The organism is Formosa agariphila KMM 3901 (genome assembly GCF_000723205.1).
GTDB classification, from domain to species: domain Bacteria; phylum Bacteroidota; class Bacteroidia; order Flavobacteriales; family Flavobacteriaceae; genus Formosa; species Formosa agariphila.
This window is the reverse complement of record NZ_HG315671.1, coordinates 2,764,461-2,780,633: the sequence shown is the minus strand read 5'-3', so window position 1 is coordinate 2,780,633 and position 16,173 is coordinate 2,764,461. Positions and strand designations below refer to the sequence as shown.

The window sequence follows — 16,173 nt, the reverse complement described above, 5'->3', positions numbered from 1 at the left end:
GATTTAAACAATTTGTTTATATGATTTCAGTAGTTATTAGAAATAAAAATCAAAAGAGGGCTCTAACTTTTTTATTAAAAAATCTCACAGAGCGATATGCAGAAGATATATCTGAAATATTAGTAATAGATAATGAGTCTACAGACGGTAGTATAGAAATTGCAGAGGAATTTGGAGCTAGAGTTGTTACGGTGAAACAGTTTAGTTACGGTGGCAGTGCAAATATAGCTGCAAATGCAGCAAAGTATCCTTTTGTTGTAATTTTTAGTGCCCATTCTTACCCTGTTAGCCATGATTTTTTTAAATTAATTAAAGAAAAATTTAATAGAAACCAGAAATTAGCAGGTTTAAGATGCTTACATAGTCCGAATGATTACAGAAATTATATTAATAAAGTTTCAGCAAAGGATGATGCCAATAGATCAGGGTTAATTTTTTCCGGATCTGCTTTTAGCAAAGACGTTTGGAAAAAACACCCGTTTAGGGAAGATGTATCTACGTTCGAAGATAAAGAGTGGAGTAAACGCGTTCTAGAATCTGGTTACGATATTGAGTTTGTAAATTCTATTTTTAGCTACGAAATAAAAAGAACGAGGAAACAGGTGTTTTTTAGATTTAAGAATGATGTTGTTGGAAACTATCAATTATGGCATACAGATGTTTATTTATTAACTGTTTTTAAACAATTACTGGCAGATATTTACGGAACCTTTAAAAGGTTTTTTGTTGCTATTTACTATAGTTTTAAACGTTTTGTCTTCCGAATTAAATTTATTTTAAATAAACCATCAAAATTTTAAAAGTATGAAAACAGTAGGCTTTATTCCTATACGAAAAGGATCTAAAGGAATTATAAATAAAAACAAAAAGAAAATGGTTGGAAGGCCATTGTTTTGTTGGGTATTAAAAGAAGCCATTTTTTCTAAACTAGACGAGGTTTATGTCTTTACAGACGATACCTCTGTAGTGCGTTTTATTGAAAAAGAATATCATTGGACAGATAAAGTGCATGTTATAGTTAGGGGTAGCGAAAATGCCGATGATTTAGCTTCTACTGAATCGGCGATGATTGAGTTTTCTAAACGCATAGACTTTAAATTTGATGTTTTGTGTTTATTGCAGGCAACCTCGCCATTTACTATTAATATCGATATAAATAATTGTATCGATAAAATTGTAGAAGAATCTTATAATAGTGCATTAACCGTTGTTAATTCTCATAGATTTATATGGAATTCTAACGGAGAACCGGTTAATTATAATATGTTTAAAAGGCCAAGAAGGCAAGACTTTGATGGTTTGCTTATCGAAAATGGTGCAGTATATTGTACAACAAAGAAGGCTTTTTTAGAGAGTGAAAATAGAATAAGTGGTACGATTGCTACTGTGAGAATGTGTGAAGAATCGCTTACAGAAATAGATTCGTCTGCAGATTGGGTTATTGTAGAGCAGCTTTTAATTCAGAGGTTAAAAGAAAAAAGAGCACCAAAAAGAATTACCCATTTTGTATTGGATGTAGATGGCGTATTTACAAAAGGTACAATTAGTTATACAGCAGAAGGCGAGCATACAAAAACATTTGATATGCGAGATGGAATGGGGCTTGAAATTTTAAGACAAGATGCTGTTAAAGTTATGGTTATGACCTCTGAAGATTCACCTTTAGTTGCTGCTAGGATGAAAAAATTAAATATAGAAGATGTTTTTTTAGGTGTAAAAGATAAATATGCTTTTTTAGCCGATTTAAGGGAAAAGAGAAATCTTGATCTAGAAGAAATGGCTTATATAGGAGATGATGTTAATGATCTTGCAAACTTATGTAGTGTGGGTTGGTCGTTTGTTCCCGGAAACGGAACAGAGCATGTGAAACCGTATGCAGATATTTTGTTGAAATCCAATTCAGGAGAAGGTGCTATTAGAGAAGCCTGCGAGTGGATATTAAAATATAATAAGCGCTTTTAATAAAAAAACCAAAAGCAAAAATTTTAAATTATTTTTGCTTTTGGTTTTTTTATGTTTAATTTTTTCGGTACTTGAGTTTGTCTCTTTGTACTTGTTCAATTTCAAGAATATCTTTTTGTTTATAGCTAAGTGCTTCATAAACGGCTGTTAAATCCCTAGATAGTTTTCTTAATCCCATAGGTTCTAAAGAAGCAGCGTGATCAGTTCCTTTCCATGTTCTATCAATTGTATAGTGTCGCTCAATAATGTTTGCTCCCAAAGTAAAAGCTGCAATATCTACCGCGATACCTAAATGGTGACCTGAAAAACCTATATGTTTTACAACGCCACTATATTTTTTTATTAATAATGAAATGTCTAAAAGACAAACATCACTAAAGGGAACAGGGTAGCCCGAAGTACAATTATAAACAACAAGATCTTTATTTCTATTTTTATCTATAAAGTAATTAATTAAAGTATCAATTTCATTTTTAGAAGTCATTCCTGTAGAAATATGAATTTCTCCCTTATAATTTTCACATAACCATTCTAACATCTCGAAGTGATTATTACAAGCCGAAGGAATTTTGATGAAATCAGGATTTAATGACGCTATTTCTTTTGCAGAAGATGTATCCCAAACAGACGTAGAGTACGTAATACCAATTTCTTCGCAATACGCTTTTAACGTTTTATGTTGTTCAAGGTTAAATTCTAAAAACTCTCTGTGAGATCCATAAGTGTCGCCATAAGAGTTGGCTGGATTAGGGTGTGGTGCATTGTATTGGTTTTCTGTAAGCAATTCTTTATTGTTCCTTTTTTGAAACTTTACAGCATCTGCATTACAAAAAATTTTAGCTACTTTAATAAGTTCTTTAGCTATTTCCATATCTCCTTTATGGTTACAACCAATCTCTGCGATTACAAAAGGTTTTTTATAATTTTTTATTTCCATGAATTCTAATAAACAAGTGATAGTGGACAAATATATATAATTAAGGTCCTACAATAATTCATTAATTAATTTTAATTCAAAAAACCTATAATAAAGTTTCTCTAACAATTTTAAATGCTATTTTTGGAAGATTAATTTATAGTATAAGATGACTAAAAAAGTTTTTGTGCTCTTTCCAGATGGAGTAGGTCTTAGGAATTTCGCGTTAACAAATTTTAAGAATGAAGGAGAAAAACAAGGTTTTGATGTTTGGTATTGGAATAATACAGATTTTTCTTTAGCGGATAATTTAGATTTTCAAGAAGTGAAAATTGAAGACAAAAAAACTTCTGCAATGACGCAGTTGTACAGTCGCGTAAGAAAAAGTAAAGATCTTGATTTTTGGACTAAAAAGTTTGACGACCAAGTGTATCAAACCTATAAATTTCCATTACCCTATAATGGTATAAAAAACATATTAAAAAGTACTTTTATAAGTAGTTATATAGGGTTGGGTTCATCAGAGAAGGATATTATTCGTTTACGAGAAAAAATAAAGAATGAAGAACGGTCTACGTCGAAATTTAAATATTGTAAAAATCAATTGGAATTACATAAACCAGAAATGGTTTTATGCACTAGTCAACGTGCAACCCAAGCTATAGCCCCTTTATTAGCCGCAAAAGATTTAGGAATTACAACCGCAACATTTATTTATTCATGGGATAATGTACCAAAAGCGATGTTGGTTGTGGAGACAGATTACTACTTTGTATGGAGTGATCATATGAAAAAAGAACTACTTTATTATTATTCTTTTATTTCTGAAGATCAAGTGAAGGTTACAGGTACACCTCAATTTGAACCTCATTTTGACTCATCTTTAATATTGCCTAAAGTAGACTTTTTTAAAGAAAATAATTTAGATATTAAGAAAAAGTATATCTGCTTTTCTGGTGACGATGAGACAACTTCACCTTTAGATCAGTTTTATTTAGAAGATTTAGCGAAGGCCGTTAGACAGTTGAATAAAGAAAATTATAATTTAGGAATTATATATAGAAAATGCCCTGTAGATTTCACAGCTAGATATAATGCTGTCCTGGAGCGTTATAAGGATGTTATTGTTCCAATAGCTCCAATTTGGGAACCTATAGGCGAAAATTGGAATCAGATTGTTCCATCTAAGGAAGATTTTAAAATGCTTATTAATGTGTGTGTGCATACAGAACTGGTAACAAATGTTTGTTCTTCTACAGTATTCGATTTTGTTATACATGATAAACCATGTATTTACTATAATTACGAACAGCCTCAACTAAAAAAAGGAATTAGAGACATCGGTCAAAATTATAATTATGTCCATTTTAGATCTATGCCTAATGATAATGCTGTAGTTTGGGCTAAAAGTAAATCTGAATTAAAGGATAAAGTACAATTGTTATTAGATAATAACATTAATCCTGTACCCATAACAAAAAAATGGTTTTCTAAAATAGTAGGAGAAAACCCTAGTAAAGCTTCAGAAACGATATGGAAAAATATAAATGCGTTATTAAATGCATAAGGTTAAATTAAAAATTGCATTTTTAACTCCAGAGTACCCGCATCCGGAAGTAAATCATGCTGCAGGCTTAGGAACTAGTATAGGTAATCTAACAAAAGCACTAGCAGAACAAGGCCATTCAATTTATGTGTTTGTTTATGGACAAAAGCAAGATTTAGAATTTAAAGAAGATGGCATTCATTTTTATTTAATTGAAGATAAGTCTGGGTTTGCAAAATGGTTTCAGTATAGAAAACATATTCAGCGTAGTATTCAAAACGTAATATTTAAGGAAAATATAGATGTTTTAGAAGTCCCAGATTGGACGGGGATTTCAGCCTTAATGAAGTTTTCTGTACCAGTAATTATGCGATTTCATGGTAGTGACAGGTACTTTTGTTATTTGGAAAATCGAAAACAAAAACTAAAAAATAAATTATTTGAACTTTTAGCCGTAAAAGCTGCAGTAGCTTATATAGCACCCACGGCTTTTGCAGGACAATTATCTAAACAACTATTTAAAATATCAGATAATAAACCTATAGCAACTATTCATTATGGTTTACAATTGGATAATTTTGAAAATGATAAACCTAAATTATTTAAATCCAATACCATATTATATATTGGAACAATAGTTAGAAAGAAAGGCGTATTGGAATTACCCGGGATTTTTAAAAGGGTAAAACAAGAAGTCCCAAATGCAAAACTAATTTTAATAGGGAGTGATGCCCCCGATATTCTAACAGAAAGTCCATCAACTTGGGAATTACTGAAACAAGATTTTCAGGAAGAGGATTTAAAAGATGTCCAATACCTAGGGAAAGTACCCTATACCGAAGTGCAAACTTATATTAAAAATGCGCATGTTTGTGTGTTTCCAACGTTTGCAGAAACACTAGGTATGGTTACCATAGAGGCAATGGCCCTGCAAAAACCAGTAGTCAATAGTAATATTGGTTGGGCCCAAGAACTTATGGAAGATGGTAAAAGCGGCTATTTAATCCACCCTACAGCTCATAAGGACTATGCGGATAAAATTGTCTTGTTATTAAAAGATGAAAATTTATGTTTACAGATAGGTAAAGCAGCGAAACAGTTTGTTGAAGAGCGTTTTGATATAAAGAAACAAGCTTACAAAAATATTGAGTTTTATAAAACAGTATTAAAGTAATTGGGATTAATAACTTATGAATTCTAAATTTTCTTGTAAAAGTGACTTTAGTAAAAAAATATAGGAGTAAAATTAAAGATTAAAAGACATGAGTTTACAAATTACTTTTTTACACTCACTTTCTCAAAGAGCAGGACATAATTTTTTGGCTCAGATTATTATACAAACAGGTGATTTTAAAACTATAAATTATGAAAGCTATGAAACTTTATCAACAGCATTATTTGGAGATCTTCATAAAAAACTAAATTATAGCAATCATTTTGTTCGCGCTAAAGATTCAAAAAATATTGAATTACAATTAATTGTTGATGGTTACAGAAAAGAGTTATTAAAGTTAAATAGTAATATTTTATTGAAGAGCCCTTTTTTAGATAGTATATCGCAAATAGAAGTGTTTCCAAAAGACAAGCACATTATTTTATTGAGAGATCCATATAATCTTTTTGTAAGTGTTGAAAAATCTATATATAACTTTAGAACGACTAATATCAAAACCACTATAAAACGTGTTTGTAGACCCCTATATTCTTTGTACTTTCTCTTAAAATGGAGAAAAAAAATGAATTTTTATCACAATTTATCTTCTTCTTCTCAATTCCCAAATAATGTGTTATTAATTAAATATGAAGGTTTAAGAGAGAACAAAACGCTTGAAGCTTTATCCGAATTTTTAGAAATTAAAAAGTTAACTGTTAAGGATGTTGGCAAAGTACATAATATAAATTCTTCATTTGCACCAAAAGATGAGCAATGGAAATTACATAATAAAAACGTAGGCGATCCAAATAAAAGGTATAAAAATGCACCTTTATGGATTAAATTGTATTGTTATTTATTTTTAAGAAAAGAAAGAGAAATTCATAATAAAATTAACGATTATTCTCAATTCAGATGATGTCTTTTACACTTATTATTTGTACCTATATGCGACCTAAAGCTTTACTGAATTTATTGAATTCAGTAAAGAATCAAGTTTTGTACCCTAATGAAATTCTAATTATTGATGGTTCTATTAATAATGAAACAACCGATTTATTTCAAAATTCTAATTTTAAGAACCTGAAGTATTTTAAGGTTAATGAAAATCAAAGAGGCTTAACCAAACAACGAAATTTTGGTATATCTAAGGTCACTGAAAATATTGATGTGGTTTGTTTTTTAGATGATGATACAGTATTAGAGCCTGATTATTTTAAACACCTTATAAATACGTTTGAGAGAAATGAAGATGTAATAGGTGTTGGAGGAGTTGCTATAAATGAAAATCGATGGGAGCAAAAACAAAAAGGAAAAACTTATGATAAAAAGAAGTACTACAAATTAGATGGGTACATCTATCCCGAAGGGTTACGAAATAGAGTTCGTAATTATCTAGGTTTAACATCTAGTTTGCCTTCTAATTGTATGCCTGATTTTTCGCATGGTCGTACAAGCGGATATCCCTTGACGGGTAAAATTTATGAAGTTGATTTATTAATAGGGATGTCTATGTCTTTCAGAAAATCGCTTTTTGATCATATTCGCTTTTCAACCTATTTTGAAGGCTATGGACTTTATGAGGATGCCGATTTTAGCATTCGTGCTTTAAATTATGGAAAAAACGTAATAGACACTAAGGTACAGTTAAGTCATTTTCATGATGCTGCAGGTCGTCCTAATATGTTTAAATATGGGAAGATGGTTTTACGAAATGGGTGGTATGTTTGGCGTGTTAAATACTCGAACCCTAGTTTTAAAGCAAAATTTAAGTGGTATGCTATTCATGGCGTTTTAATCATAATTCGTTTTTTTAATGTAATAACAAATAATAGAAAGGCGGCATTAACCGATGCACTGGGAAGAACTATAGGTTGGTGGAGTTTAATTTTTAATAAACCAAATATTAAGTAGTATGCTTAAAGCTTTTAAAAAGGATTTAAATAAATACAAAGCGTACAGTGATTCCAATACTTTGGTTCTACTTTTTACGCAACAGGGGTTATGGGCATTATTTGTGTATCGTGTTTCTAATTCCATATATGTTAGTAAAACACCCTTATTTATTAAGCGTATTTTATTAATATTCTGTTTAATTTCACAAAAAGGAATAGAGGTTTTAACAGGGATATCTTTACCGTATTCAGCAACTATAGGAGAACGTTTTTATATTGGTCATTTTGGAGGAATTATAGTAAATGCGAATGTTATTATAGGTAATAATTGCAATATTTCTCAAGGCGTAACTATAGGGGTTAGTGGCAAAGATAAAAATCGAGGAGTACCTATTATAGGTAATAATGTTTATATTGGTGCAAATGCAGTAGTTGTTGGGAAAATTACAGTTGGAGATGATGCTGTAATAGGAGCGAATTCTTTAGTTACAAAAGATGTTTTAAAATGTACCACAGTTCTAGGAGTTCCTGCAGTAAAAATAAATGATAATGATTCCAATGGTTATATATGAATAATCGGACAAAAAAATTACTTGTAGTTTCTTTAGCTCCAACTATTTTAAAAGATGGAAAATATTGGTCTTATGCACCGTATGTTAATGAAATGGATGTTTGGTTTAAATACGCGGAAGAACATCGGATATTAGCTCCATTTTCTTATCCAGAGGATGTTTTGATAAAACCTTTTAGTACAGAAACTATAGAACGCTATTATGTACCTTTTTTTGCATTTAATTCTCTTGTGAATGTAATTAAAGCTTTAGTTTGTATGCCCTTGATTTTGTTTCAAATGATTCGGGCTATGGCTTGGGCCGATCATATACATTTACGTTGCCCTGCAAATGTAAGTTTAGTAGCATGTTTTGTTCAAATATTATTTCCTTGGAAACAAAAATCGGCTAAATATGCAGGGAATTGGGATCCAGATAGTAAACAGCCTTGGACGTATCGCTTGCAACAGGCTATACTTAAAAACACATTTTTAACCCATAATATGAAGGTTTTGGTGTATGGGAAATGGCCAAATACAACAAAAAACATTAAACCTTTTTATACTGCAACATATACAGAGGAAGAAAAAATACCATATCAAGTAAAAGATTATTCTAAAGCATTAATTTTTGTATATGCAGGGATGTTGGTACCCGGAAAACAACCTTTGTTAGCGATTCAGTTTATAGAGTCTTTAAATAATCACGGTATTTCCTCTCGCTTAGAACTCTTCGGCGATGGGCCATTAAGATCTAATATAGAAGATTATGTATCTAAAAATGGCTTGTTTAACTGTGTTAATATTCATGGGAATCAGGATAAGTCTGTGGTAAAAACGACATTGTTATCTGCACATTTTAACATCTTATTATCAAAGAGTGAAGGTTGGCCAAAAGCGGTAGCAGAAGGTATGTTTTTTGGTTGTATACCCGTAACAACAGCAGTATCCTGTGTCGCATGGATGCTTGGAGAGGGAGAACGTGGGATTATAGTTCCAAATCATTTAGATGCAGCTGTTTCTCATTTTAAAGCGGTGTATGCCACTTCAGATTTAGAAGCTATGTCTAAAAATGCTTTATGTTGGTCGCAACAGTATACTGTAGATCGCTTTGAGAGTGATATTGAAAAACTATTAGGTATTAAAAAATCATAATAAAGTGGGCTGTTTTATGGTGAATCTGTAAAAATAGACTACTAAAAAAAGGATTATTAATTGAAATTTATGAGCGAGATATAAAAGATATTTTGTTATTTTAATTTTTTAAAAGTTAGTATTGAGAGTATTACAATTAATAGATAGTTTAGAGGCTGGTGGTGCCGAACGTATGGCCGTAACCATTGCAAATATACTGGTAGCTGAAATTGATAGGTCGTATATTTGCACAACACGAGGGGAAGGGGTCTTAAAAAATACAATTTCTAAACATGTGGGCTATCTGTTTTTGAAGCGGACTAAAAAATTAGATTTAAAAGCCCTTTTTAAATTATTAAGATTTATTAAAAAAGAGAACATTACTATTGTGCATGCGCATGCCTCGTCTTTCTTTATGGGCACGTTATTAAAAATAGTTCATCCTAAAATAAATTTAATTTGGCATGATCATTACGGTGATAGTCAGTTTTTAAATCAACGTCCGAAAGGTATATTGCGCTTTTGTTCGCGGTTTTTTACACATATTTTAACTGTAAATAAGACATTACAAATTTGGGATGCTAAACATTTATGTTGTAAACAAGTTGAGTTGGTGAAAAACTTTGTAATTCCTTATCAAGGTCCTAAAATAACAACATTAAAAGGAGCATCTGGAAAGCGAATTCTGTGTCTAGCAAACTTAAGAGCACAGAAGGATCATGTTACACTATTAAAATCATTTAAAAAGGTATTAAAGATATATCCAGATTGGAGTTTACATTGTGTAGGGAAAAACTTTAATGATGACTATGCTGCTTCTATTAATGATATTGTAGTAGATTTGAGGTTAAAGGGGCATGTCTATTTTTATGGGAGTTGTACAGACACAGATAATATAATCTCTCAAGCAGATATAGGTGTATTAGCTTCAAAGTCTGAAGGTCTACCATTAGCCTTGTTAGAATACGGTCTTGGTGGATTAGCAGTGGTTGTAACAGATGTCGGAGATTGCGGGAAAGTGGTATCGAATGATCGGGAAGGCCTCTTAATACAAGCAGAATCTGAGAATGAGTTGTTTCAAGCTTTAGAATTATTAATTATTGATCAGAAATTAAGATTTCAATTAGGTAAAGGTTTAGAACAGACCGTAGCTCTGAAATTTTCGAAAAAGGTGTTTTTAGATCAAGTTTTATCGATTTACCAGAAATGATGAATTCGGTATTATAATTTAAGTTGATATATGAAGTTTATAGATTTTAATAAAATTAAATGGTCCATTAAAAGACATCCTTTTCTGTACACGACACGATTTAAATTATTGGCAAAAAATTCAATAATTACAGAAATGGAAAATTATAATACTTTGAATAAAAAATCTGATCTGCCTATTTGTTTTTTCAACATTAACACAAAGATTTTTGAATCCGGTCGTCCTGTTGAAGATTTAGAAACCGTTAAAAAAATGAGTGTTTGGTTGCGGAATCATATAAAAGGAGGTCCTGGGTTGAGTTTGGCCTCAGATGATGCATTGGACTATATGTTAACTGATAAAGGTGGTGTTTGTAGTGATTTTGCACAAATCTTTAATAATTTTTGTGTCATTAATAATATTAAAGTTAGAGAATGGGGAACTGCCAGAAATCAGCCTAATGGAAAATTTGGAGGCCATTCTTTTAATGAAGTATATATCTCTGAATTAAATAAGTGGGTGTTAATAGACGTTTCTTATTGTGTTATGTTTTATTTACATTCTGAGATTCCATTATCTGTAATTGAAATGTTTGAGTTAATCCGAGTGGGGGAAAATATTGAATGTATATCATTTAATACCGATTTAAATGTAGATGAGAGAAGTATGCATAATAATTATTTTTATCCAGATACTGTTCCTTTTTTAATTTGCAGCTACCGAAATAAGGTTTATGACAAAGTTTTAAAACATTCTAAATCTGTACTACCAGTATTTGTATCTCACTTTTTGATTTATCTTACGGGGAAGAGTTATTATTATAAATTTCCGTTAGATGATTATAAAAAAATATTCTCATAGTGACACTTTTAACTTTCATTATTATTTAAACTATCAATTTATATTAACTTACGCACTCGTATAAGAGATATTAATAAACATTGAAAACCGATATTACTTACATCAGTGCCGTTATATTGCATGCAACCTTGGGCATGTTAATTTTTTTTAATAAACCTTTAGCTAAGGTTTATTTTATTGGGGCCTTTTTTTATTTTTTAATTCGGGTTATCATTGCTGCAGATTCTCAAAAAACTATTGAAGTTTTAAAAGCATGTGGATATTTTGTGGGGATAGAGGTGCTTATGCGTACTACAGGTGGTGCTATTTCTTATGAAGCCTCAAAGTATTTGGTGATCTTGTTTATGATAATTGGTATGTTTTATAAAGGCATTTCAGGACATGCCTACCCTTATTTTTTTTACATTATGTGTTTGGTACCTTCGATATTTATTGCAAGTACCACCTTGAGTTTCGATGCTAACTTTAGAAAGAATATTGCATTTGTGTTGGCAGGGCCAATTTGCTTAGGTTTTGTTGCTATGTTTTGTTACGATAGAAAAGTAAAATTAAAAGAATTACAGGCCGTATTATTGTATATTTTGTTACCGCTTATAGCACATGCTAGCTATAATTTTTTTTATACACCGGATGTAAAAGAAATCATTTCAAGTACAGCATCAAATACAGATGCTGCCGGGGGGTTTGGAGCGAATCAAGTATCTACAGTTTTAGGATTAGGTATGTTTATACTGGCCATTCGTTTTTTTATGAAGTCTCCTAATTTGGGTTTAAAGCTATTTAATATCAGCCTCTTTATTATTATGAGTTTTAGAGCTTTGGTAACATTAAGTCGTGGTGGTGTAATTGGAGCAACTATTGCTTTAATAGCATTTTTTGTGTTGTACTATGGGTATATTAACAGACGCAAACGAAATGAGCTTATTGTAATGGTCGGTATTTTTAGTATAGGGGTTATTGTAGTTTTTTTATATAGTTCTATTCAAACCAACGGGATGCTTGACAAACGCTATGCCAATGAAGATGCTTTAGGGAGAGAAAAAGAAGATGTGTCTACAGGACGAAAAGGATTATTTATAGAAGAAATTGAAGGTTTTTTAGCTAGCCCTTTTGTTGGTATTGGATCTAGTCGAGTGAAAGATCAACGTATTGAAAACACAGGTGAAATTGTAATCTCTCACAATGAAGTGAGTCGTACTTTGGCAGAGCATGGTATTTTTGGTGTTATTATATTACTTATTCTGATTTTTAAACCATTAGCATATCGTTCACAAAATAAGGGTAATGTGTTTTTTTATGCTTTTTTATGTCTTTGGTTTGCCACGATTAACCATTCGGGAATGCGAATTGCCATGCCTGCCTTTATATATGGTCTTGCTTTATTAAATGTGACTCATGAAAAAAAACGTCTTATACCTAGGAAACAACTTATCGAGCCATAAAACCAATGTCTCGTATATGAATGGGTTGAGTTGTGCTTTGCGAGAAGCAGGTATGACTGTGGTTTGTAAGTCGGCTGTTCAAAATAAGATGCTTCGACTTTTAGACATGCTTAAAGCGACCTTAAGGCATGGATATAGTATGGATAATGCCTTAATAGATACCTATAGTACTCAGAATTTTTACTATGCCTTGCTGGTGAGTCAATGTTGTAGACTCGTAAAACTACCTTATATTCCTATTTTACATGGAGGGAATTTGCCACAGCGTTTGGTGCATAGTCCGAAGTTGAGTGCGCTGTTGTTTAAATCTGCTAAGGTAATGGTGTCGCCTTCTTTGTATTTAGAGTCGGTTTTTAAGGCCCATGGCTACCCGAATGTCGTGTATATACCTAATAGTCTACAATTACAAAATTACACGTTTACAGCGCGTCCTATAGATTCTATTAAATTGTTGTGGGTGCGGTCTTTTTCTGCCATATATAACCCCAAACTTGCTGTAGATATTTTAAAGGAACTTTTAGATGCCGGACAACACGCCGAATTGTGTATGGTAGGGCCAGATACCGATGGTTCTATGGCTGTAGTAAAAGCATATGCTGAAGACTTAGGCGTTTTAGTAACCTTTACAGGAAAACTGACTAAAGCTGAGTGGACCCATATAGCAATGGATTATAATGTTTTTATAAATACCACTAATTTTGATAATATGCCCGTGAGTGTTATTGAAGCTATGGCTTTGGGTTTACCTATAGTGTCGACTAATGTAGGCGGTCTTCCGTTTTTAATAGAGGCTGGGGTAGATGGTATTTTAGTACCCCCTAATGATTGTAAGGCCTTTGTGGAGGCTATTTTGGCGTTGAAGTCAAATCCTGAACATACTAAAGCTATGGCGCTAAAAGCTCGTAAAAAAGTAGAGCAGTTTGATTGGGAGGTTGTGAAGGCGCAGTGGATTGACGTGTTGGGGTAAGTGGTTTCTGGTTATTAGTTTTGAGTAGTTTGTAATGAGTAGTTAATAATGAGTTGCTCGTTATTAGTTTTCTGTTGTTGGTTGAAGGTAATAGGGGAAATAGTGTGGTAATGTAACTAGACTGCACGCGATGTGACCGTTTAAAACAGCATTCCGATTATAAGAAGATGGTTGTCTATGAATAAGGATATTTTAAAACCAATAACTTAATAAGTTTTTGACCAACCAAAAGAACATCAGACGGACAATTAATCGTTAAAATATGCTTTATATCGATTGACTAAATTAGACTTGTCTAACAGGTGTTAATCGTATATATTTACTATGTAATTGCTAACCTAACCATGTCTAAAAACCAAATATCATTTAACATCTCTGAGCGGAAGATTTTATTGCGCTTAGTAGATATCTGTATCGTTTTGGCCGTGTTATTTGGTTTAAGCTCATATTTTCATTTTGATTATTTTACCCTCTCTAATGAAAATTGGTCATGGACAATTGTCTTGGTGTTATATCTCACTATTTTTGGGACTGTATTCGAGATTTACGACTTGCAAAAGTCGAGTACCTTTCAGTCGACTTTACCTAATGTGTTTATGACGACTATGTTGGTGGTTGGGTTTTATCTTCTAACGCCTTATTTTACACCCTTTCTTCCGGAGAAGCGTATTCAAATTTTCTTTTTCTTTTTAGGGATATTAGGAGCACTGCTGTTTTGGCGTGCTATTTATATTACTTTAATTACAACACCGCGTTTTTATAAACATGTCTTGTTGGTTGGGGAACCTAAGCATATTGATGAAATCGTATCGTCTTTTAAGGCGGTAGATCCCAATTATAATATTGTAGGATTTATTAATTGTGAGCCCAACACGACCGATCTACCTAAATTAATCCCAGCCTATAAACCTGCAGAATTGAATAGCCTTATTGCCAAGGAAGATGTGTCTGAAATTATTGTAGCGACGTACGATTCGGAGTTAATTACAGCTGACCTTTACCAGGAGCTGATGAATTTGCTGCATCGTGGGTTCCCTATTAAGGAATATACTCAAGCTTTTGAGGATATGACTTACCGCATACCCGTTCACTATTTAGGTAAGGATTTTTATAAGTATTTTCCGTTTAATAGTAATAATCATAATAAATTATACCTCTTACAGCGTTGGCTATTTGATATGGTATTTGCAATATTTTGTAGCTTATTAGGGGTGTTAGTTATACCGTTTGTTTTAATTGGGAATCTTTTTGGGAACCGTGGACCTTTATTTTACAGTCAGAAGCGCGTAGGGGAACATGGGAAATTGTTTTCAATTATTAAATTCAGGACCATGGTGGTGGATGCCGAAAAGAACGGTGCTGTTTGGGCTTCTAAAAACGATGCTAGAATAACAGCTTTTGGGCGCTTTTTAAGACAATCGCGTATTGATGAGATTCCACAATGTATTAACGTATTAAAAGGCGAAATGAGCCTGATAGGGCCTCGACCAGAACGTCCAGAATTTGTGAAGGAATTGGCTGAGGTGATTCCGTTTTACGAAGCTAGGCATATGGTTAAACCCGGAATAACGGGTTGGGCACAGGTAAAAGCCCGTTATGGAGCTTCTGTTTCTGATAGTCTTATAAAATTACAATACGACCTGTTTTATATTAAACGCCGTAGTTTCTTCTTGGATTTAAATGTGGTTGTAAAAACCATAAGTACTGTTATCTTTTTTAGAGGGCAGTAGGGGGAAGCTTTTACTGTTTACTATATTCTTTCTAATTTCTATAGCTATGTTTTCTAAATTATTACATTTGCGTTTTAGTGGGCGTAGGCTTGCTAACTGCGATTTAGATTTTAATACTAAAGTTTCAAATTGCATTTTAATCTAAATAAGTAAATTTACTTATCGTTTTAGGACTAGTACCTCTTTAAAAATTAATTAACCATTCATGAATCTTTATAAGTCGTTTTTTAAACACTTTTTTGACCTAATTTTAGCCATACTAGGTTTTATTCTATTATTACCTTTAATTGTTTTAATTACTATTGTTTTGTATTGGAAAAATGACGGTACCCCTTTTTTTTTACAAGCACGACCAGGTAAAAATGGTAAAATATTTAAAATTATTAAATTCAAATCTATGACAGATAAAACGGATAGCTTTGGGAATTTGCTTCCTGAAAACGAGCGTTTGACAGCTGCGGGTAGATTTGTTAGAAAATATTCTTTAGACGAAATCCCTCAACTTATAAATGTTATAAAAGGAGACATGAGTTTAATTGGGCCTAGACCGCTTTTAGTACATTATTTACCGCTATATAATGATACCCAAAAACATAGACATGATATTAAACCAGGCATTTCTGGTTGGGCACAAGTAAATGGACGAAATGCCATTAGTTGGGAGAAAAAGTTTGAATTAGATGTTTGGTATGTTAATAACCTCTCTTTTTTTTTAGATTTTAAAATAATACTACTCACCATTTATAAAGTGTTTAAAAAAGAGGATATATACTCTTTAGAAAACGATATTGTAACGGAGTTTAGGGGGGAGTGATTTTACATAGAGGG

15 protein-coding genes are annotated in these 16,173 nt (G+C 32.1%); 14 read left to right on the top strand and 1 reads right to left on the bottom strand.

What is annotated here, in order from left to right:
* Positions 1 to 20 precede the first annotated feature (20 nt).
* Positions 21 to 800 (top strand): glycosyltransferase, encoded by a 780-nt coding sequence (locus BN863_RS11540; RefSeq protein ID WP_038530729.1) that lies wholly within the window; start codon positions 21 to 23, stop codon positions 798 to 800.
* 4 nt (positions 801 to 804) lie between these two features.
* Entirely contained in the window at positions 805 to 1,962 is a 1,158-nt protein-coding gene (locus tag BN863_RS11535; RefSeq protein ID WP_038530727.1) for an acylneuraminate cytidylyltransferase, read from the top strand.
* 55 nt (positions 1,963 to 2,017) lie between these two features.
* Here BN863_RS11535 and BN863_RS11530 read toward each other — a convergent pair whose 3' ends face one another.
* On the bottom strand, positions 2,018 to 2,893 hold the full coding sequence (locus BN863_RS11530; protein ID WP_038533536.1) for an N-acetylneuraminate synthase family protein: 876 nt from the start codon (positions 2,891 to 2,893) through the stop codon (positions 2,018 to 2,020).
* A gap of 154 nt (positions 2,894 to 3,047) precedes the next feature.
* On the opposite strand from BN863_RS11530, the gene BN863_RS11525 reads away from it, so the two are divergent.
* The 12 genes from BN863_RS11525 to BN863_RS11470 all read left to right on the top strand — a co-directional run bounded on the left by BN863_RS11525 (position 3,048) and on the right by BN863_RS11470 (position 16,159).
* Positions 3,048 to 4,445 carry a glycosyltransferase family 28 protein gene (locus BN863_RS11525; protein WP_038530724.1) on the top strand — a complete coding sequence of 466 codons (1,398 nt, stop codon included), beginning with the start codon at positions 3,048 to 3,050 and terminating at the stop codon, positions 4,443 to 4,445.
* The gene (locus tag BN863_RS11520; protein ID WP_038530721.1) at positions 4,438 to 5,598 is read left to right on the top strand and encodes a glycosyltransferase family 4 protein; all 1,161 of its coding nucleotides are present in this window, start codon (positions 4,438 to 4,440) and stop codon (positions 5,596 to 5,598) included. The genes BN863_RS11525 and BN863_RS11520 overlap by 8 nt, the downstream gene beginning before the upstream one ends.
* Positions 5,599 to 5,686: 88 nt before the next feature.
* Positions 5,687 to 6,496, top strand: a complete 810-nt coding sequence (locus tag BN863_RS11515; RefSeq protein ID WP_038530719.1) for a hypothetical protein — start codon at positions 5,687 to 5,689, stop codon at positions 6,494 to 6,496.
* Positions 6,493 to 7,491 (top strand): glycosyltransferase family 2 protein, encoded by a 999-nt coding sequence (locus BN863_RS11510; RefSeq protein WP_316930362.1) that lies wholly within the window; start codon positions 6,493 to 6,495, stop codon positions 7,489 to 7,491. Before BN863_RS11515 ends, BN863_RS11510 begins: the two co-directional genes overlap by 4 nt.
* A 1-nt stretch (position 7,492) precedes the next feature.
* Positions 7,493 to 8,044 carry a serine O-acetyltransferase gene (locus tag BN863_RS11505; RefSeq protein ID WP_038530716.1) on the top strand — a complete coding sequence of 184 codons (552 nt, stop codon included), beginning with the start codon at positions 7,493 to 7,495 and terminating at the stop codon, positions 8,042 to 8,044.
* On the top strand, positions 8,041 to 9,177 hold the full coding sequence (locus tag BN863_RS11500) for a glycosyltransferase (RefSeq protein ID WP_038530714.1): 1,137 nt from the start codon (positions 8,041 to 8,043) through the stop codon (positions 9,175 to 9,177). The genes BN863_RS11505 and BN863_RS11500 overlap by 4 nt, the downstream gene beginning before the upstream one ends.
* A gap of 121 nt (positions 9,178 to 9,298) precedes the next feature.
* Positions 9,299 to 10,366: a glycosyltransferase gene (locus BN863_RS11495; RefSeq protein WP_038530712.1), complete on the top strand. Its 1,068-nt coding sequence runs from the start codon at positions 9,299 to 9,301 to the stop codon at positions 10,364 to 10,366.
* Between the two features lie 108 nt (positions 10,367 to 10,474).
* The gene (locus BN863_RS11490) at positions 10,475 to 11,206 is read left to right on the top strand and encodes a transglutaminase-like domain-containing protein (RefSeq protein WP_158409007.1); all 732 of its coding nucleotides are present in this window, start codon (positions 10,475 to 10,477) and stop codon (positions 11,204 to 11,206) included.
* A gap of 80 nt (positions 11,207 to 11,286) precedes the next feature.
* On the top strand, positions 11,287 to 12,648 hold the full coding sequence (locus BN863_RS11485) for an O-antigen ligase family protein (protein WP_038530710.1): 1,362 nt from the start codon (positions 11,287 to 11,289) through the stop codon (positions 12,646 to 12,648).
* Positions 12,602 to 13,615: a glycosyltransferase family 4 protein gene (locus BN863_RS11480; RefSeq protein WP_038530708.1), complete on the top strand. Its 1,014-nt coding sequence runs from the start codon at positions 12,602 to 12,604 to the stop codon at positions 13,613 to 13,615. The genes BN863_RS11485 and BN863_RS11480 overlap by 47 nt, the downstream gene beginning before the upstream one ends.
* A gap of 344 nt (positions 13,616 to 13,959) precedes the next feature.
* On the top strand, positions 13,960 to 15,345 hold the full coding sequence (locus tag BN863_RS11475; RefSeq protein ID WP_038530706.1) for a sugar transferase: 1,386 nt from the start codon (positions 13,960 to 13,962) through the stop codon (positions 15,343 to 15,345).
* Positions 15,346 to 15,550: 205 nt separating this feature from the next.
* Positions 15,551 to 16,159, top strand: coding sequence for a sugar transferase (locus tag BN863_RS11470; RefSeq protein WP_038530704.1), 609 nt, complete (start codon positions 15,551 to 15,553; stop codon positions 16,157 to 16,159).
* The last annotated feature ends 14 nt before the right edge of the window (positions 16,160 to 16,173 follow it).

Bases quoted from the DNA above. Each gene is read 5' to 3' on its own strand.
- BN863_RS11540 (WP_038530729.1), top strand. From the start codon at position 21: ATGATTTCAGTAGTTATTAGAAATAAAAATCAAAAGAGGGCTCTAACT.
- BN863_RS11535 (WP_038530727.1), top strand. From the start codon at position 805: ATGAAAACAGTAGGCTTTATTCCTATACGAAAAGGATCTAAAGGAATT.
- BN863_RS11525 (WP_038530724.1), top strand. From the start codon at position 3,048: ATGACTAAAAAAGTTTTTGTGCTCTTTCCAGATGGAGTAGGTCTTAGG.
- BN863_RS11520 (WP_038530721.1), top strand. From the start codon at position 4,438: ATGCATAAGGTTAAATTAAAAATTGCATTTTTAACTCCAGAGTACCCG.
- BN863_RS11515 (WP_038530719.1), top strand. From the start codon at position 5,687: ATGAGTTTACAAATTACTTTTTTACACTCACTTTCTCAAAGAGCAGGA.
- BN863_RS11510 (WP_316930362.1), top strand. From the start codon at position 6,493: ATGATGTCTTTTACACTTATTATTTGTACCTATATGCGACCTAAAGCT.
- BN863_RS11505 (WP_038530716.1), top strand. From the start codon at position 7,493: ATGCTTAAAGCTTTTAAAAAGGATTTAAATAAATACAAAGCGTACAGT.
- BN863_RS11500 (WP_038530714.1), top strand. From the start codon at position 8,041: ATGAATAATCGGACAAAAAAATTACTTGTAGTTTCTTTAGCTCCAACT.
- BN863_RS11480 (WP_038530708.1), top strand. From the start codon at position 12,602: ATGAAAAAAAACGTCTTATACCTAGGAAACAACTTATCGAGCCATAAA.
- BN863_RS11475 (WP_038530706.1), top strand. From the start codon at position 13,960: ATGTCTAAAAACCAAATATCATTTAACATCTCTGAGCGGAAGATTTTA.
- BN863_RS11470 (WP_038530704.1), top strand. From the start codon at position 15,551: ATGAATCTTTATAAGTCGTTTTTTAAACACTTTTTTGACCTAATTTTA.